Raw genomic sequence first — 17,411 nt, forward strand, 5'->3', positions numbered from 1 at the left:
TTAAATAGATTTTAAAAAACTAAATATACCTAAAGCGTCCCGATACAAACGGGACGCTTTTTTTTAAATAACAAAACACAGTATTATGAACTACTATAATTCTAATACGATTATATATCTTGATGGACGGTTTGAAAAGGCTGTAGAAAGTAGTACTGATCTTTATGGCCAGTCGCTTCATTATGGTTACGCTGCTTTTGAAGGAATCAGATCTTACAAAACGCACAATGGAAACCGGATTTTTAAAGCAGCGGCTCACTTTGATCGTTTAGAGCGATCTTGCAAATTGGCAAATATTCCTTTTCCTTGGGATAAGGATGAACTGATCAAAGAAACCTATAAGTTACTTACGCTAAATAAATTAAAGGATGCCTATATCCGTCCATTGGTTTTTTGCCACCCAAACATGAAATTGAACGAACCTACAGGTGTTTCAATTCTAATTTGTGCTTGGGATTGGGATGCTTATTCGGGTAATAAACTATTAAAACTAACCATTTCTGATTACGAAAGACCAAACCCTAAATCAACTCCAATGGAAGCGAAATTGAGTGGAAATTATGTAAACTCAATCTTAGCAACTACTGCCGCAAACATTAAAGGCTATGATGAGGCACTTCTTTTAGATATGCATGGATTTGTAGCAGAAGCTTCTGGAGCCAATATCTTTATCGAAAAAGATGGTAAGCTTTATACACCATCAACAGGAAATATTTTGCCCGGCATCACCAGAGCAACTGTAAAGGAACTTTGTACAGTTTTAGATATCGAATGTATCGAGAAAAAATTAACGGTAGAAGATTTAAAAACTGCAGATAGTGCTTTCCTATGTGGAACGGCTACCGAAATTGCGGGTATAGCCTCGATTGATGACATCGTCTACCGTTCTTTATGGAGAGAATCTATAGGTTATACCATACAACGTGCTTACAAAAACCTTGTGCTTGAAAAAGTTAACTACGAGGTTATTATATAATATTATTTTAAAATAGTTCTTTGCCTTTTTAAAAAGTTAGTATGTTTGTGATTCAGTCGAAGACATGAATTTAAATACAAACATTATTAGCAACCTGATTATTGTCATTTCTCAAAAGAGAGGTGGATATCGTTGCGTATAAAGAAAAAAATATACAAAATCGAAACCGCCTCCAAATAGAGGCGGTTTTTTTTTGCCTCAAAAAAAATAATTGAATACAACCGAATACATACATTTTAAACAATGAGCGAATTAAACAAGTACAGTAAAACATTTACACAAGACCCAACACAACCAGCAGCCCAAGCCATGCTTTACGGAATTGGCTTAACTGATGCCGATATGGCTAAAGCACAAGTCGGTATTGCAAGTATGGGTTACGATGGTAACACCTGCAACATGCACTTAAACGATCTTGCAAAAGATGTTAAAGCTGGGGTTTGGAAAAATGATTTAGTAGGCTTGGTTTTCAATACCATTGGCGTTAGTGATGGAATGAGCAATGGTACCGATGGTATGCGTTATTCTTTGGTAAGTCGCGATGTAATTGCAGATAGCATTGAAACCATTTGTGGTGGCCAATACTATGATGGAATTATCACTATTCCGGGCTGTGATAAAAATATGCCCGGTGCGATTATGGCCATGGCTCGTTTGGATCGTCCATCAATTATGGTTTATGGCGGTACAATAGCACCAGGACATTATAAAGGCGAAGAATTGAATATTGTTTCTGCTTTTGAAGCTTTAGGACAAAAAATTTGCGGTAATTTATCTGAAGAGGATTATCAAGGAATTATCAAACATACTTGCCCGGGTGCAGGCGCTTGTGGTGGCATGTACACCGCAAATACGATGGCTTCAGCAATTGAAGCTTTGGGTATGAGTTTACCTTACTCCTCTTCAAACCCAGCGATTAGCGCAGAGAAAAAACAAGAGTGTTTAGATACTGGTAAATACATCAAAATTTTATTAGAAAAAGATATCAAACCATCTGATATCATGACGAGAAAAGCATTTGAAAATGCCATCCGTTCAATCATTATATTAGGTGGTAGTACCAATGCTGTATTACACTTTATTGCAATGGGTAAAGCCATTGGCGTGGAAATTACACAGGATGATTTCCAGAAAATGAGTGATGTTACACCCGTACTTGCTGATTTTAAACCAAGTGGGAAATATTTAATGCAGGATTTGCATCAATATGGCGGTATTCCGGCAGTGCTGAAATATATGCTAAACGAGGGTTTATTGCATGGCGATTGCTTAACTGTAACTGGAAAAACGATGGCTGAGAATTTGGCTGATGTAAAATCGATTATGGATTACGACCAAAAAATTATCCAAAAATTAAGCGAGCCAATTAAAGCAACCGGTCACTTGCAAATCCTTTACGGAAACTTAGCTGAAAAAGGTTCAGTTGCAAAAATCTCCGGTAAAGAGGGCGAAAAATTTGAAGGTCCTGCACGAGTATTTGATGGCGAAAAGGATTTAGTTGCCGGAATTTCTTCGGGCAGGATTAAACCAGGCGATGTAGTAGTGATTAAAAATGAGGGGCCAGTTGGAGCACCTGGTATGCCAGAAATGTTAAAGCCAACCTCACTAATTATTGGCGCAGGCTTAGGCAAATCAATAGCATTAATTACTGATGGTCGCTTTTCGGGTGGAACACATGGTTTCGTTGTTGGTCACATCACTCCAGAGGCTTACAAAGGCGGATTAATTGGTTTAGTGCAAGATGATGACCCTATTGAAATCGATGCCGTAAATAACACCATTAACTTAATGGTTAGCGAAGAAATTATCGCAGAGCGAAGAAAAAACTATATACAACCCGCTTTAAAAGTTACTAAGGGTGTACTTTATAAATATGCAAAAACAGTATCAGATGCAGCCAGTGGTTGCGTAACTGATGAATATTAAATTTGAAGTCATCCCGACAATAAAATAATATTTAAATGAATGCAACATGCAAATTATCAAAAGTATTCAAAGTAGAATTTATGTAATTAGGGGTGAAAGAGTAATGTTGGATTTCGATTTAGCATCACTTTATGAAGTTGAGACAAAGGTTTTAAATCAAGCAGTTAAGCGTAATATATTACGTTTCCCTGAAGATTTTATGTTTCAACTCACAAAAGAAGAATGGAACAACTTGAGGTTTCAATTTGAAACCTCAAATGAGACTACTCAATCCTCACAAATTGTGATGATGAACCGGTCACAATTTGTGACCGGTTCACAAAAACACAGAGATAATTTACCTTATGCTTTCACCGAGCAAGGTGTAGCCATGCTAAGTGGAGTTTTGAGAAGTGAAAGGGCGATTAATATGAATATTGCCATTATGAGAGCATTTGTAGATGTTCGGAAAATTTTGCTAAAACAAAGCAATATTAATGAGCAGATACTAGAAATTAAAGAGCGACTTGGGGAACATGATGTTCAACTAAATGAACTCTACGATGCAATGGACAATATGCTCGATGAGAAAATTGCTCAATTGAAGTGGAAAGATAGAGAGCGGATTGGATTTAAAATGAAAGAATAATAGAACCGTAAAACATAATTATGGAAACTGCACAAGACACAATACAACAGACCGAGGCCCAAGCAGAAACCTCGAAAAAATTATTCAAGGGAACAGGCTCGCAGGTTTTGTTGAACGGATTAATTGAAGAGGGCGTAACCACAATTTTCGGTTATCCGGGTGGCGCAATCATGCCTATTTATGATGCGCTTTACGATTATGCAGACAAATTGGAGCATATTTTAGTTCGCCATGAGCAAGGTGGTATTCATGCTGCGCAAGGTTTTGCCAGAACGAGTGGCAAAGTGGGTGTTTGTTTCGCCACCAGTGGACCTGGTGCAACCAACCTAGTTACCGGATTAGCTGACGCACAGATCGATAGCACACCTTTAGTTGTGATTACAGGTCAGGTTTTTGCCCACTTATTAGGCACCGATGCTTTTCAGGAAACGGATGTAATTAACATTACTACCCCAGTTACCAAATGGAATTATCAGGTTACCGATGCAAACGAAATTCAAGAGGTTTTGGCAAAAGCATTTTATATCGCTAAAAGTGGAAGACCCGGACCTGTTTTGATTGACATTACCAAAAATGCACAAATACAGATTGAGGAATTTCCTGAATATATAAAATGCAATCACATTCGTAGTTATCGCCCAAAACCAAAAGTTAGAGTAGAATATATTGAGCAAGCTGCCGAACTGATTAACGCAGCTAAAAAACCATTCGTATTATTCGGTCAAGGTGTTATTTTAGGTAGCGCAGAAGAAGAATTTAAAGCATTTATCGATAAAAGTGGGATTCCTGCTGCATGGACAATCATGGGCGAGGGCGCTATCCCAACTTCACATCCATTAAATGTGGGTATGTTGGGGATGCATGGAAATTACGGCCCAAATGTTTTAACAAATGAGGCGGATGTGATTATTGCCATCGGGATGCGTTTTGATGACCGTGTAACCGGCCGTCTGGATAAATACGCTAAGCAGGCAAAAATCGTTCATTTAGATATCGACCCGGCAGAAATAGATAAAAATGTTAAAGCCGATGTTGGTGTTTGGGGCGATTGTAAGGAAACACTTCCACTCTTAACCAAATTGGTTAACGAAAATAAACACGAAGATTGGTTAGCTGTTTTCAAAGATTACAATCAGCAGGAAATAGACCAGGTGATAACGCCAGAACTTTATCCCGAAGGTGAAGAAATTACGATGGGTGAAGTATTGCGAAACATCAATGAAATTTGTGGCGGAGAAGCAATTATTGTCACGGATGTTGGTCAGCACCAAATGGTGGCCTGCCGTTATGCTAAGTTTAACAATACACGGAGTAATATTACCTCTGGAGGTTTAGGCACAATGGGTTTTGGCTTGCCAGCCGCGATTGGTGCCAAATATGGTGCGCCGGATAAAACAGTTATTGCCATTATCGGTGATGGCGGTTTCCAAATGACGCCACAGGAATTGGGAACCATTATGCAATTCGGTGCGGAAGTAAAAATTCTAATTTTAAATAACCGCTTTTTGGGCATGGTTCGCCAGTGGCAACAGTTATTTAACGATAAACGCTACTCTTTCGTGAACATTACAAGTCCTGATTTTGTAGCGCTAGCCAAAGCTTACTACATAGAAGCACAAATGGTTAACGAACGAGAGAATTTGAGAACGGCTTTAGAAACCATGATTAACCATAAGGGTTCTTACCTTTTGGAAGTAATGGTTGGAAGAGAAAATAACGTTTTCCCAATGGTTCCGCAAGGAATGAGCGTGAGTGAGATTAGATTGAAGTAAAGCCTCACCCCTAAATCCCCTCTCCAGAAGAGAGGGGACTTTCGGAAAGAGCAAGACAAAAAGATACTGCAGAAATTAAAGTTCTGCTATAAAATAAAAAATGCTTGCAGATTGAAATGCAAGCCATCCATTAACGAATTGCTAACTCCTCCCCTTTGGGGAGGTTGGGAGGAGCTTTATGAGTACTGAAGATAAAATAAAATATACAGAAGATACGCTTGACTTAGATGGAAAGCAGGAATATACCATTACCGTATATGCTGAAAACCGTATCGGATTACTAAATAGGATTGCGATTATTTTCTCAAAGAGAAAAATCAATATCGAAAGTTTAAATAGCTCTGCATCAGAAATTGATGGCATTCACCGTTTTAACATTGTAATCCACGAGGGTTACGAAGTGGTTAGAAAACTTGCCCGTCAGATAGAAAAGCAAATTGAAGTTTTGAAAGTTTATTTCAATACTAACGACGAAATTATTTGGCAGGAATTGGCTTTATACAAGGTTTCTACAGATGAAATCGCTGAAAAAGTAACGGTAGAAAGACTGTTGAGACAATATGGTGCAAGTGCTGTTGTGATTCGTAAAGATTATACAGTTTTCGCCGTAACCGGCCATAGAGAAGAAACGGATGCATTAGTAAAAGCACTTGAACCTTATGAACTGATTGAATTTGTCCGTTCGGCTAGAGTGGCGATTATTAAAGATAGTGCTGGTTTCCACGAAAAATTGAAAGAATTTGAGGCGGAAGACCCTGGCGAAGAATTAGTAGAAAACGAGTTCTTAGAAAAAGGTGGAAAGATATTTACCATGTAAGGAGATTGAAGATCTTAGATTGACGAGTTACAATTTAAAGAATTGAACGTCATTGCGATGAGCAACGAAAAAGCAATTTTTTTAGAATATTCAAATTAGATTGCTTCGGCTCACACAATCCAGCCTCGCAATGACGAAAAGATAGAAAAGATGAACGAAGTATTTGAATTTATAATAAACTCACGCAAGGCATTTATTCAATTAATAGATGGATTAACCATCGAACAATTGAATAAAATTCCGGATGGCTATAACAATAACATCATTTGGAATTTTGGCCACGTTATAGTGAGCACCCAAACGCTTTGTTATGTGCGCACTGGAATTTTAGCAGATGCCAGTTCGGTAAAGTTTAATGAGTTCTATAAAAAAGATACTCGCCCTACTTATACCGTAACAGTAGAAGAAGTTTTAGAATTGAAAGCTTTGGCGTTAGAAAGCATAGAAAAGATAAAGCAAGATTACGCCAATGGTGTGTTTGCAAGCATTAGTCCATTTTCAACTTCAACTTATGGTGTAGAGATGAAAAGCATTGAAGAAGTTCTGATTACAACAATTGGACATGACAATGTTCATTATGGCTATGCTTGGGCGCTGAAAAAAGGCCTAGTTTGATGGAAGATGTGAGATGTAAAATGGATGAGGGTTTGGAACTCTGAGGGGTATCCCCCTTTGGAGGGGGCAGGGGGAGGATTTAGTTTGAAAAACCGAACCGAAGTAAAATAAACCCGATTGAAGTGGATGCCGATTTTTCTTCGGCAGAAACGAAAAGCGGGACAGAAAAAACCGAAAAGCACAGAAACCTGCTTTTCAAAATAATTTAATCGGTGAAATCACAATATCTGTGAAATCAAGCCGAAAGAAATAAAACATAAACCGATAATAAATAGAAATTAACCAATAAAAACGATGTCAAATTATTTTAACACATTACCTCTTAGAGAAAAATTAAACCAATTAGGTGTTTGCGATTTCATGGACAGTTCAGAATTTTTGGACGGTGTGAGCGCTCTAAAAGGTAAAAAATTAGTAATTGTAGGTTGTGGCGCTCAAGGCCTAAACCAAGGTTTAAATTTAAGAGATAGTGGTTTAGATGTAAGCTACACTTTGCGTAAAGAAGCAATCGAAGGTAAACGCGATTCATGGAAAAATGCCACCGAAAATAATTTCAAAGTTGGTACGTATGAAGAATTAATTCCTACTGCTGATGTTGTAATTAACCTTACGCCAGATAAACAACATACGGCTGTTGTGAATGCAATTATGCCTTTAATGAAAGATGGTGCAACTTTATTGTACTCACACGGTTTCAATATTGTGGAAGAAGGCATGCAAATCCGTAAAGATTTAACCGTGATTATGGTGGCACCTAAATGCCCTGGTAGCGAAGTTAGAGCAGAATATGTTCGTGGATTTGGTGTACCAACATTAATTGCTGTTCACCCAGAAAATGACCCTCAAGGAAAAGGATTAGCTCAAGCAAAAGCTTATGCCGTTGGTACAGGCGGTCATAGAGCAGGTGTATTAAAATCATCTTTCGTTGCTGAAGTAAAATCTGATTTAATGGGCGAGCAAACCATCCTTTGTGGTTTGTTGCAAACGGGTTCTATCCTATCATTCGACAAAATGGTGGAGAAAGGAATTGATGCTGGTTACGCATCTAAACTGGTTCAATATGGCGTTGAAGTAATTACAGAGGCTTTAAAACAAGGCGGTATTACTGCAATGATGGACAGACTAAGCAACATTGCTAAAATTAAAGCTTTCGAAATTTCAGAAGAATTAAAAGACATTATGCGTCCTTTATTCCAAAAACACCAAGATGATATTATGAGTGGCGAATTTAGCCGTATCATGATGGAAGACTGGGCAAATGGCGATAAAAATCTATTGGCTTGGAGAGCTGAAACAGGCGAAACTGCTTTCGAAAAAACACCAGCCGGCGATGCTAAAATCGGTGAGCAAGAATATTTCGATAACTACTTATTGATGGTTGCTTTCGTTAGAGCTGGTGTAGAATTGGCTTTCGAAACGATGGTTCAAGCGGGTATTAAACCAGAATCTGCTTACTATGAGTCGTTACACGAAACACCACTTATCGCAAACACCATTGCACGTAAGAAATTGTTCGAAATGAACCGTGTAATTTCTGATACTGCCGAATATGGTTGTTATTTATTCGATCAGGCTTGTAAACCACTTTTAAGCGATTTCATGAAAAAAGTGGATACTGATTTAGTTGGTAAAAACTTTAATGAAGGTAAAGATGGCGGCGTTGATAACAGAAAATTAATTGACGTTAATGAGGCTATCCGCTCACACGAAGTAGAACAAATTGGTGCTACTTTGCGCAAGGCGATGACTGCAATGAAAGCAATTAAAACAGCATAACCCCAACCCCCTAAAGGGGGCTTTTAAAACACAAAACCAAACCTCGCAGGTTTCTAAAACCTGCGAGGTTTACAAAAAATTATAAAATGCTAACACAACCAACGGGAAGCCATGCTACTCCCTCTCCTTCGGGGAGGGCCGGGGTGGGGCAAACATTAGTAGAAAAAATTTGGGATGCACACGTTGTAAAAAGTGAAGAGGGTTTTCCTGATATTTTATACATTGATACGCACTTAATACACGAGGTAACTTCTCCGCAGGCTTTTGATGGTTTGCGCAAAAGAGGTTTGCCTGTTTTCCGTCCGAAACAAACGGTGGCTACTGCCGACCATAACGTACCGACTTTAGACCAATTGTTACCAATTAAGGAAGAGCTTTCACGCTATCAGGTGGATATGCTAACTAAAAATTGTGCAGAATTTGGAATTGAACTTTATGGTTTAGGCCATCCGTTTCAGGGCATTGTTCACGTAATCGGTCCAGAATTGGGCATTACCTTACCAGGAAAAACGATGGTTTGCGGCGATAGTCACACTTCTACACATGGGGCTTTTGGTGCAATTGCTTTCGGTATCGGAACATCGCAGGTAGAGCAGGTTTTTGCCACGCAATGTTTATTGCAACAGAAACCTAAAACCATGAAAATCGAAGTAAACGGTGAATTGGGAAAAGGTGTTGGTGCAAAAGACATTATCCTTTACATCATCGCTCAAATTTCTGCAGCTGGCGGAACAGGTTATTTTATTGAATATGCAGGTTCGGCAATCGAGGCTTTAAGTATGGAAGCTCGTATGACGATCTGTAATATGAGCATCGAAATGGGTGCGAGAGGTGGATTAATTGCACCAGACCAAACTACTTTCGATTACATTAAAGGTAGAGAATTTGCGCCGGCAGGTGAAGAATGGGATAAAGCTTTAGCTTATTGGAAAACTTTATATAGCGATGCTGATGCGAAATTCGATAATGTTTTAACATTCGATGCTGCAGACATTGCACCAATGATTACCTACGGAACCAACCCGGGAATGGGAATGGGTATTCAAGAAAATATTCCAGCGACTCAAGCTCAACCAGAAAAAGAAAAACTTTCTTATCAAAAAGCTTTAGATTATATGGGCTTTGATGATGATGCATCTTTAATTGGCAAGCCGGTTGATTATGTTTTCATTGGAAGCTGTACCAACTCTCGTATTGAAGATTTACGTGAGGTTGCAGATTTTGTAAAAGATAAACACAAAGCAGAAAATGTAATCGCTTGGATTGTTCCAGGCTCAAAACAAGTAGAGCAACAAGCCATAAACGAAGGTTTAGACAAAATTTTTGAGGCAGCAGGTTTTCAATTACGCGAACCCGGTTGTAGTGCTTGTTTAGGTATGAATGAGGATAAAATTCCGGCAGGAAAATATTGTGTTTCTACATCGAACAGGAATTTTGAAGGCAGACAGGGGCAAAATTCAAGAACATTATTGGCTAGTCCGTTAACTGCAGCAGCTGCCGCCGTAACAGGTGTAATTACCGATGTGAGGGAACTATTAACCCCCGAGCCCCCTAAAGGGGGAACTGAAAGGTATCAGTAAATAGAAAGCGTAAAAAATGTCAACTTTAAATATAAACGATAGAACGGAAAGCCACTTTAGGGATTTGGGTTTAAACGGTAGAAAGTCAAAAGCCCCCTTTAGGGGGTTGGGGGTTTTGGAAGAAATACAGAACCAATTCAATGCCGTATCTGAAAAGTACGACAGACAAAGGCGTTTTCTTATTCCTTGCTTTGATGATTTTTATGGTACTGCTTTAACCTTGTCGGAAGAAGTTAAATCGGTTAAAAACATTCTAGATGTTGGTGCAGGAACAGGCTTAATGAGTGCATTTTTCAATGAAAAATATCCGAATGCTAAAATAACATTGGTTGATATTTCTGCTTCCATGCTTAAAAAAGCTGAAGAACGCTTTGAAGGAAATGAAAATATCAGCTTTTTGAATGCTGATTTTGCGACAGTCGACTTACCTGATAATCATTATGATTTAGTGGTTTCAGGATTGGCCATTCATCATTTACCAAACGAACTAAAGCAACAGCTTTTTGGCAAAATAGCAAAAGCATTAAAGCCTAATGGCTGGTTTATTAATGCCGACCAAGTATTGGGTGAAACAGATTTGGCAGAAAATATTTATACAGAAAACTGGAAAAATCATGTTCAGCAGAACCTGAATTTAACAGAAGAAGAAAGACAAAGTGCATTTGAGCGAATCAAGGTTGACATTATGGCGCCTTTGAAACCGCAATTAGAATGGCTTGAAAATGCAGGATTACAAAATGCAAATTGTTATTATCAGTATTACAACTTTGTAGTATTTGCAGCAAATAAATAATTAAAACGTGATGACACTTTAATCGGTGTAATCTTTAAAATCAGTGAAATCATATTTAAAAATGAAAAAGTTCACAAAATTAACATCGGCAGTTGTGCCTTTAAACATAGAGAACATTGATACCGACCAGATTATCCCTGCAAGGTTTTTAAAAGCAACTACTCGTGAGGGTTTTGGCGAAAATTTGTTCCGCGACTGGCGTTACGAAAACGATAATCAACCTAAAGCAGATTTCGTTTTAAACAACCCTACTTATAGTGGTCAAGTTTTAGTCGCCGGTAAAAACTTTGGTTGCGGAAGCAGTCGCGAGCATGCGGCTTGGGCAATTCAAGACGCAGGTTTTGATGTAGTGATTAGTAGTTTCTTCGCCGATATTTTTAAAGGAAATGCTTTAAACAATGGTTTATTGCCAATTCAAGTAAGCGAAGAGTTTTTAACACAAATTTTTAAGGCTGTAGATAAAGATGCAAAATCTGCTTTAACAGTAGATTTAGAAAACCAAACCGTAACGATTACCGAAACCGGTGAGGCTGAATCTTTCGAAATTAATGCTTACAAAAAATCGTGTCTGATTAATGGTTATGACGATATCGATTTTATTTTGGCACAAAAAGATTTGATTGAAGAATTTGAAATCCCCAACCCCCTAAAGGGGGCTTAAAACCCATAATAAATAGCAATTGTAAAAATGTCTAGTCCGGTAAACATGAACGATAGAAAGTCAAAGTCCCCTTTAGGGGATTTAGGGGTTTCTGTCGCCATTTCAAGTTTAAATCTAAAATACCAACAAAAATCGGTGTTAAAGGATTTGAATTGGAACATAAACCGTAGTGAAAACTGGGTTTTAGGAGGAACTAGTGGCAGTGGAAAAACTTCATTAGCTAAAATAATTGCAGGCTTACAAAATGCAATTGGAGAGGTAAAAATTAATTTCGACACCGGCAGTCATTTACCGGCAGAAGTGTTATTTGTGGAAAGCTGGTATCAATTTAAAAATTTAGAGGGCGTTGCCAATTTCTATTATCAACAGCGTTACACAAGCCAACAGGCGAAAGACACCTTAACAGTTCATGCAGAATTGGTTGGTTTTGGCAAAGAAAACGGACTTCATTTTGATCATGTTGAACCTATTTTGGAAGCCTTAAATTTTGCAACTTTCGCCAGTTCACAATTAATCGAATTATCAAGCGGAGAGCATAAAAAATTGCAATTGGTTAAAGCATTGTGGTTAAAACCTCAATTTTTAATCATCGACCAGCCCTATACGGGTTTGGATGCCTCATCACGAAAAAACTTAAATATTTTATTAGATGAGATTTCAGCTGATGGCGTTCAATTGATTTTAATTTGCAACGATTCAGAATTGCCATCTTCGATAAACCATTTTGCAGAAATAAAAAATGGTCAGTTGGTTGAAGTAGATTCTATTGATACAGTTTCGGCTACTGAAAAACATTCAAGAGAAATTCCATATTTTCTTAAAGAATCGCCTGTTTATTCATCTCAAAACATTATTAAAATGGTTGATGTAAACATCAGCTATGGAGAAAAGCAGGTTTTAAAAAACATTAATTGGGAAGTAAAAGCTGGCGAAAAATGGTTGTTGCAAGGGCATAATGGCTCAGGCAAGTCAACCCTATTAAGTCTGGTCAATGGAGATCATCCGCAATCTTATGCGAACGAACTTTATTTGTTTGGCAACAGACGCGGAAGCGGTGAAAGTATTTGGGATATTAAACAACACATCGGTTTAATCTCTCCAGAATTTCATTGGTATTTCGATGCAACTTCGACCGTTTGGCAAAGCATAGCGTCAGGTTTTTATGATACAGTAGGATTATTTCAGCAATTGCCTTATACAAAAAGTGCTCAGGTTGATGAATTGATAGCGTATTTCGGATTAACTGGAAGCAAAAACGAATTATTAAATACAATGCCATTGGGTAAACAAAGATTGGTTTTATTGGCAAGAACCATTATTAAAAATCCTGAATTACTAATTCTAGATGAACCTTGTCAGGGTTTGGACATCCAACAAACACAACATTTTAACCAATTGGTTGATGAATTGTGTAGTAACGGAATGACTTTAATTTATGTTGGGCATTTTGAATCGCAGCTGCCAACCTGCCTGGAAAAAAGAATATTATTAGAAAACGGCGAGGTAAAAATCGTCGAAAGTTTAAACACCAAAACTCGTCATAACGAAGTACGAAGCAATCTTTTGCACGGTACTATCTAATGGAGATTGCTTCGTACCTCGCAATGACGGCAAATATAATATAATGAAGAAGAACATTTTAGTAATACCTGGCGATGGTATTGGCCCCGAAGTTACCACATGGGGAAAAGCAGCATTAGAGAAAATCGCTGAGATTTTTGGACATGAATTTGTGTTCGATGAAGCACTAATGGGACATGCAGCTATTGAAGTTACTGGCGAACCATTGCCTGATGAAACTTTAGAAAAAGCAAGAAAAAGTGATGCAATTCTCTTTGGTGCAATCGGTCATGCCATGTACGACAACGACCCAAGCTTAAAAGTTAGACCAGAACAAGGTTTATTAAAGATTCGCAAGGAACTTGGCTTGTTTGCAAATCTCCGCCCAATATTACTATTTGATGAACTTCTTCAGGCCTCAAGTATTAAAGCAGAAATTTTAAGAGGAACAGATATTTTGTTCTTCCGTGAGTTAACTGGTGATGTTTACTTTGGTGAAAAAATCCGTTCAGAAGATAGAAATACAGCTTCCGATTTAATGATTTATCACCGTTACGAAGTGGAACGTATTGCACATAAAGCATATCAAGCCGCACAACAACGTAGTAAAAGACTATGTTCTGTTGATAAAGCGAACGTTTTGGAAAGCTCTCGTTTATGGCGAGAAACAGTTCAGGAAATTGCAAAACAATATCCAGATGTAGAAACAGAACATATGTTTATCGATAATGCAGCGATGCAATTGATTAAAAATCCTAAGAAATTTGATGTGGTTTTAACCGCGAATTTATTTGGAGATATTCTTACAGATGAAGCCTCACAAATTGCAGGTTCTATGGGTATGTTGGCGTCGGCATCTGTTGGTGAAAGTACAGGTTTCTTTGAGCCTATCCACGGTTCTGCACACGATATTGCTGGGAAAGACCTAGCCAATCCGCTAGCCTCTATCCTATCCGCAGCCCTCATGCTCGAAATTGGTTTCGGCCTTAAAGAAGAAGCAAAACTATTGGTTGACACGATTGACCAAGTGCTGAAAGAAGGCTTTAGAACACATGATATTGCCGACCAAACTACCAACCGATTTAAAGTTTTAGGTACAGCTGAAATGGGTAAATTGGTAATGAAATTTTTATCCCAAAAATTAACCACAACAAACCAAGCATAATGATACACGACCCGAATAAAGTATATATTTTCGATACCACCTTACGCGATGGCGAACAAGTCCCCGGATGCCAATTAGATACCAATCAAAAAATTGAAATTGCGAAAGCACTTGAATTGCTTGGCGTTGATGTAATTGAAGCCGGTTTCCCAATCTCAAGTCCTGGCGATTTCCAAAGTGTGGTAGAGTTATCTAAAGCCATTAAAAACCCAACAATTTGTGCTTTAACCCGTGCAATTAAAGGTGATATCGATGTTGCTGCAGAATCTTTGAAGTACGCAAAATACCCGCGAATCCACACCGGAATTGGCGCATCAGATATGCACATCCAATATAAGTTTAACAGTACCCGTGAAAAGATTTTAGAAAGAGCGGTTGAGGCTGTTAAGTATGCCAAGAAATTTGTTGAAGATGTAGAATTCTATGCTGAAGATGCAGGAAGAGCAGATAATGCCTTTTTAGCACAAATGATTGAAGCCGTTATTGCAGCTGGTGCAACTGTAGTAAATATTCCAGATACCAACGGTTATTGTTTGCCAGACCAGTATGGTTCGAAAATTCTTTATCTAAAAGAAAACGTTAAAAATATCGATCAAGCCATAATCTCTGTTCACTGCCACAACGATTTAGGTGTTGCAACAGCAAACAGTATTGCCGGTGTTTTAAATGGTGCACGCCAAATTGAATGTACCATCAACGGAATTGGCGAAAGGGCTGGAAACACGGCTTTAGAAGAGGTTTCAATGATTTTGAAAACACATGCTTTAGGTTTACATACAGGAATTAACAGTAAACATTTTACTGAGATTAGCGGAATGGTAAGCCGTATGATGCACATGCCGGTACAACCGAACAAAGCAATTGTTGGAAAAAATGCTTTTGCGCATAGTTCAGGGATTCATCAAGATGGATTTTTGAAACACCGTGAAAACTATGAAATCATCAACCCTGAAGATGTTGGCTTAAACAGTGCGGACATTATTTTAACTGCTCGTAGCGGTCGGCATGCATTAAAACACCATTTAGAACGTTTAGATTATGATATTGAGAAAATTAATATTGATGATGTTTACGAACGTTTCTTGGTTTTGGCCGATGAGAAAAAAGACATTAGCGATGATGATTTACTTTTCTTAATGAGTAATGGCGAAACAGAATCGTACAAAAATGGCTATAAATTAAACTTGCTTCAGGTGGTTTGTGGTGATCAGGAAAAACCTACTGCAAATATTAAATTGCAATACGAAGGCGTTGTTAAAGAAGCAAAAGCTGAAGGAAACGGCCCTGTTGATGCAACTATAAATGCGATTGTAAGTATAATCGATAAAGATATTACGCTTAAAGAATTTACCATCCAGGCGATGCACGGTGGAAGTGATGATGTGAGCAAGGTTAACATGAAGGTAGATTATAATGGTAAATCTTTCGTTGGTTTTGGTTTCAGTACGGATATTGTGAAGGCATCAGCCAATGCATATTTGGATGCAATTAATAAGTTTTTGTAAGGCTAAAGTTAACACACTCATCATTGCGAGGCACGAAGCAATCTTAAAACTATGGGTTAGTATCTTTCGCTTTAGGATTGCTTCGTACCTCGCAATGACGCCTGAAACTTAAACCTGATAGCAGTGGAAATACTTTTTGCGTGCAGCAACCCTGAATATGCTGTCATGCTTCGTGCCTCAGCATGACAGAAGTTTTAAAAAAGATTGCAACGAATAGCAGGACTTAAATGACCAAAAAGCACTGAACTAGCTTTTCAAAAAAATAAACAAATAAAACACAATACTAAAAGCCCCTTTAGGGGTTTGGGGTTAAAAAAATGACTAACACAATAAAAAATACTTTCGATTTTGAAGGCGCTTTTAAAACTTTAGAAGGCGTTGTAAAACGCACTCCTCTTGAGTTTAATGAAGGACTATCGTTAAAATACAATGCAAATATTTATCTTAAAAGAGAAGATTTACAAATTGTGCGTTCTTACAAATTGCGTGGTGCCTATAATAAGATAAGCACTTTAAATGCTGATGCATTAAAAAATGGGATTGTTTGTGCCAGCGCTGGTAATCATGCTCAAGGTGTAGCTTATTCTTGCAAAAAATTAAACATTAAAGGCGTAATTTTTATGCCTGAGATAACCCCCAAACAGAAAATTAAGCAGGTAAATATGTTTGGTGGCGACAATATTGAAATTATTTTAGTTGGCGACACCTTTGATGATTGTTTAAAAGAAGCCTTAATTTATTGTGAAGAAAAATCATCGACATTCATTCCGCCTTTTGACGACGATAAAATAATTGAAGGACAGGCCACTGTTGCAATGGAAATTTTTCAGGATTTACCTGAGTTAGATGCCATAATTGTACCTGTAGGCGGGGGCGGTTTAGCCTCGGGTGTTAGTGCCTACCTGCAAACGGTAAAACCCTCTGTAAAAATATTCGGTGTTGAGCCCATGGGTGCGCCTTCATTAAGCGAAGCTCTTAAAAATGGCGGACCAATAACCGTTGAAAACATAGAACGATTTGTAGATGGTGCGGCAGTAAAAAGAATGGGCTGGATAACCTATAAATATTGTCAGGAACTTTTAAGCTCTACCTACCTAATCCCTGAAGGGCAAATTTGTACCACCATTTTAAAGCTTTATAATGAAGATGCCATTGTTGTAGAACCTGCTGGTGCGTTATCTGTTGCAGCTTTAGAGCAAGTAAAAGATCAAATTGTTGGCAAAAACATAGTGTGTGTGATTAGTGGAGGCAATAATGATATCGAACGGATGCAGGAAATTAAAGAGAAATCTTTGCTTTTTGAAGGTCTAAAACATTACTTTATTGTCCGTTTCCCACAAAGACCAGGGGCTTTAAAACTCTTTGTAAATGAGGTTTTAGGTCCACATGATGATATTACCCGTTTTGAGTTTATTAAAAAAACCAATAAAGAAAATGGACCTGCTTTAGTGGGTATCGAATTAACCAATAAGGATGATTACGCAAGTTTGCTAGAGAGAATGAAAGAGTTTAAATTCGAAATTATTGAGTTGAATCAAGACCAGACTTTGTTTGAATATTTGGTTTAAGGGAACAGAAAGTAAAGCCTTTAAAGTTTAATCTTGCTGTCATTCTGAGGCACGAAGAATCTACAAGCG

14 protein-coding genes are annotated in these 17,411 nt (G+C 38.0%); all 14 read left to right on the forward strand.

Annotated features, from left to right (window positions below):
- Positions 1-85 precede the first annotated feature (85 nt).
- The 14 genes from ilvE (at position 86) to ilvA (ending at position 17,342) form a co-directional block, all read left to right on the forward strand.
- A complete protein-coding gene (gene ilvE / locus H7U22_RS04795) occupies positions 86-976 on the forward strand; it encodes a branched-chain-amino-acid transaminase (RefSeq protein WP_187070209.1) in 891 nt (296 codons plus the stop codon).
- Between the two features lie 243 nt (positions 977-1,219).
- Positions 1,220-2,902, forward strand: coding sequence for a dihydroxy-acid dehydratase (ilvD, locus tag H7U22_RS04800; protein WP_187070210.1), 1,683 nt, complete (start codon positions 1,220-1,222; stop codon positions 2,900-2,902).
- A gap of 46 nt (positions 2,903-2,948) precedes the next feature.
- Positions 2,949-3,530 carry an ORF6N domain-containing protein gene (locus H7U22_RS04805; RefSeq protein WP_187070211.1) on the forward strand — a complete coding sequence of 194 codons (582 nt, stop codon included), beginning with the start codon at positions 2,949-2,951 and terminating at the stop codon, positions 3,528-3,530.
- A 20-nt stretch (positions 3,531-3,550) separates the two neighbouring features.
- Positions 3,551-5,302 carry a biosynthetic-type acetolactate synthase large subunit gene (gene ilvB / locus H7U22_RS04810; RefSeq protein WP_187070212.1) on the forward strand — a complete coding sequence of 584 codons (1,752 nt, stop codon included), beginning with the start codon at positions 3,551-3,553 and terminating at the stop codon, positions 5,300-5,302.
- Positions 5,303-5,480: 178 nt separating this feature from the next.
- A complete protein-coding gene (gene ilvN / locus H7U22_RS04815) occupies positions 5,481-6,119 on the forward strand; it encodes an acetolactate synthase small subunit (RefSeq protein WP_187070213.1) in 639 nt (212 codons plus the stop codon).
- Positions 6,120-6,269: 150 nt separating this feature from the next.
- Positions 6,270-6,734 (forward strand): DinB family protein, encoded by a 465-nt coding sequence (locus tag H7U22_RS04820; RefSeq protein ID WP_187070214.1) that lies wholly within the window; start codon positions 6,270-6,272, stop codon positions 6,732-6,734.
- A gap of 294 nt (positions 6,735-7,028) precedes the next feature.
- Positions 7,029-8,510, forward strand: a complete 1,482-nt coding sequence (gene ilvC, locus H7U22_RS04825; protein WP_187070215.1) for a ketol-acid reductoisomerase — start codon at positions 7,029-7,031, stop codon at positions 8,508-8,510.
- 143 nt (positions 8,511-8,653) lie between these two features.
- Positions 8,654-10,090, forward strand: a complete 1,437-nt coding sequence (gene leuC, locus H7U22_RS04830) for a 3-isopropylmalate dehydratase large subunit (RefSeq protein ID WP_187070255.1) — start codon at positions 8,654-8,656, stop codon at positions 10,088-10,090.
- A gap of 16 nt (positions 10,091-10,106) precedes the next feature.
- Positions 10,107-10,883, forward strand: a complete 777-nt coding sequence (locus tag H7U22_RS04835) for a class I SAM-dependent methyltransferase (protein WP_187070216.1) — start codon at positions 10,107-10,109, stop codon at positions 10,881-10,883.
- 61 nt (positions 10,884-10,944) lie between these two features.
- Complete coding sequence (gene leuD / locus H7U22_RS04840; RefSeq protein ID WP_187070217.1) at positions 10,945-11,544, forward strand: 3-isopropylmalate dehydratase small subunit; 600 nt, start codon at positions 10,945-10,947, stop codon at positions 11,542-11,544.
- 27 nt (positions 11,545-11,571) lie between these two features.
- Positions 11,572-13,125, forward strand: coding sequence for an ATP-binding cassette domain-containing protein (locus H7U22_RS04845; protein WP_317172938.1), 1,554 nt, complete (start codon positions 11,572-11,574; stop codon positions 13,123-13,125).
- A gap of 43 nt (positions 13,126-13,168) precedes the next feature.
- The gene (leuB, locus tag H7U22_RS04850) at positions 13,169-14,269 is read left to right on the forward strand and encodes a 3-isopropylmalate dehydrogenase (RefSeq protein ID WP_187070218.1); all 1,101 of its coding nucleotides are present in this window, start codon (positions 13,169-13,171) and stop codon (positions 14,267-14,269) included.
- Positions 14,269-15,774 carry a 2-isopropylmalate synthase gene (locus H7U22_RS04855; RefSeq protein WP_187070219.1) on the forward strand — a complete coding sequence of 502 codons (1,506 nt, stop codon included), beginning with the start codon at positions 14,269-14,271 and terminating at the stop codon, positions 15,772-15,774. The genes leuB and H7U22_RS04855 overlap by 1 nt, the downstream gene beginning before the upstream one ends.
- Before the next feature lie 317 nt (positions 15,775-16,091).
- Positions 16,092-17,342: a threonine ammonia-lyase IlvA gene (gene ilvA / locus H7U22_RS04860; RefSeq protein WP_187070220.1), complete on the forward strand. Its 1,251-nt coding sequence runs from the start codon at positions 16,092-16,094 to the stop codon at positions 17,340-17,342.
- The last annotated feature ends 69 nt before the right edge of the window (positions 17,343-17,411 follow it).

The sequence above is a fragment of the Pedobacter fastidiosus genome, from assembly GCF_014306625.1.
Classification (GTDB): domain Bacteria; phylum Bacteroidota; class Bacteroidia; order Sphingobacteriales; family Sphingobacteriaceae; genus Pedobacter; species Pedobacter fastidiosus.

Coding starts and splice junctions, on each gene's coding strand:
- H7U22_RS04835 (WP_187070216.1), top strand. CDS start 10,107: ATGTCAACTTTAAATATAAACGATAGAACGGAAAGCCACTTTAGGGAT.
- ilvN (WP_187070213.1), top strand. CDS start 5,481: ATGAGTACTGAAGATAAAATAAAATATACAGAAGATACGCTTGACTTA.
- leuB (WP_187070218.1), top strand. CDS start 13,169: ATGAAGAAGAACATTTTAGTAATACCTGGCGATGGTATTGGCCCCGAA.
- ilvC (WP_187070215.1), top strand. CDS start 7,029: ATGTCAAATTATTTTAACACATTACCTCTTAGAGAAAAATTAAACCAA.
- leuD (WP_187070217.1), top strand. CDS start 10,945: ATGAAAAAGTTCACAAAATTAACATCGGCAGTTGTGCCTTTAAACATA.
- H7U22_RS04805 (WP_187070211.1), top strand. CDS start 2,949: ATGCAAATTATCAAAAGTATTCAAAGTAGAATTTATGTAATTAGGGGT.
- H7U22_RS04845 (WP_317172938.1), top strand. CDS start 11,572: ATGTCTAGTCCGGTAAACATGAACGATAGAAAGTCAAAGTCCCCTTTA.
- ilvE (WP_187070209.1), top strand. CDS start 86: ATGAACTACTATAATTCTAATACGATTATATATCTTGATGGACGGTTT.
- ilvB (WP_187070212.1), top strand. CDS start 3,551: ATGGAAACTGCACAAGACACAATACAACAGACCGAGGCCCAAGCAGAA.
- ilvD (WP_187070210.1), top strand. CDS start 1,220: ATGAGCGAATTAAACAAGTACAGTAAAACATTTACACAAGACCCAACA.
- H7U22_RS04820 (WP_187070214.1), top strand. CDS start 6,270: ATGAACGAAGTATTTGAATTTATAATAAACTCACGCAAGGCATTTATT.
- ilvA (WP_187070220.1), top strand. CDS start 16,092: ATGACTAACACAATAAAAAATACTTTCGATTTTGAAGGCGCTTTTAAA.
- H7U22_RS04855 (WP_187070219.1), top strand. CDS start 14,269: ATGATACACGACCCGAATAAAGTATATATTTTCGATACCACCTTACGC.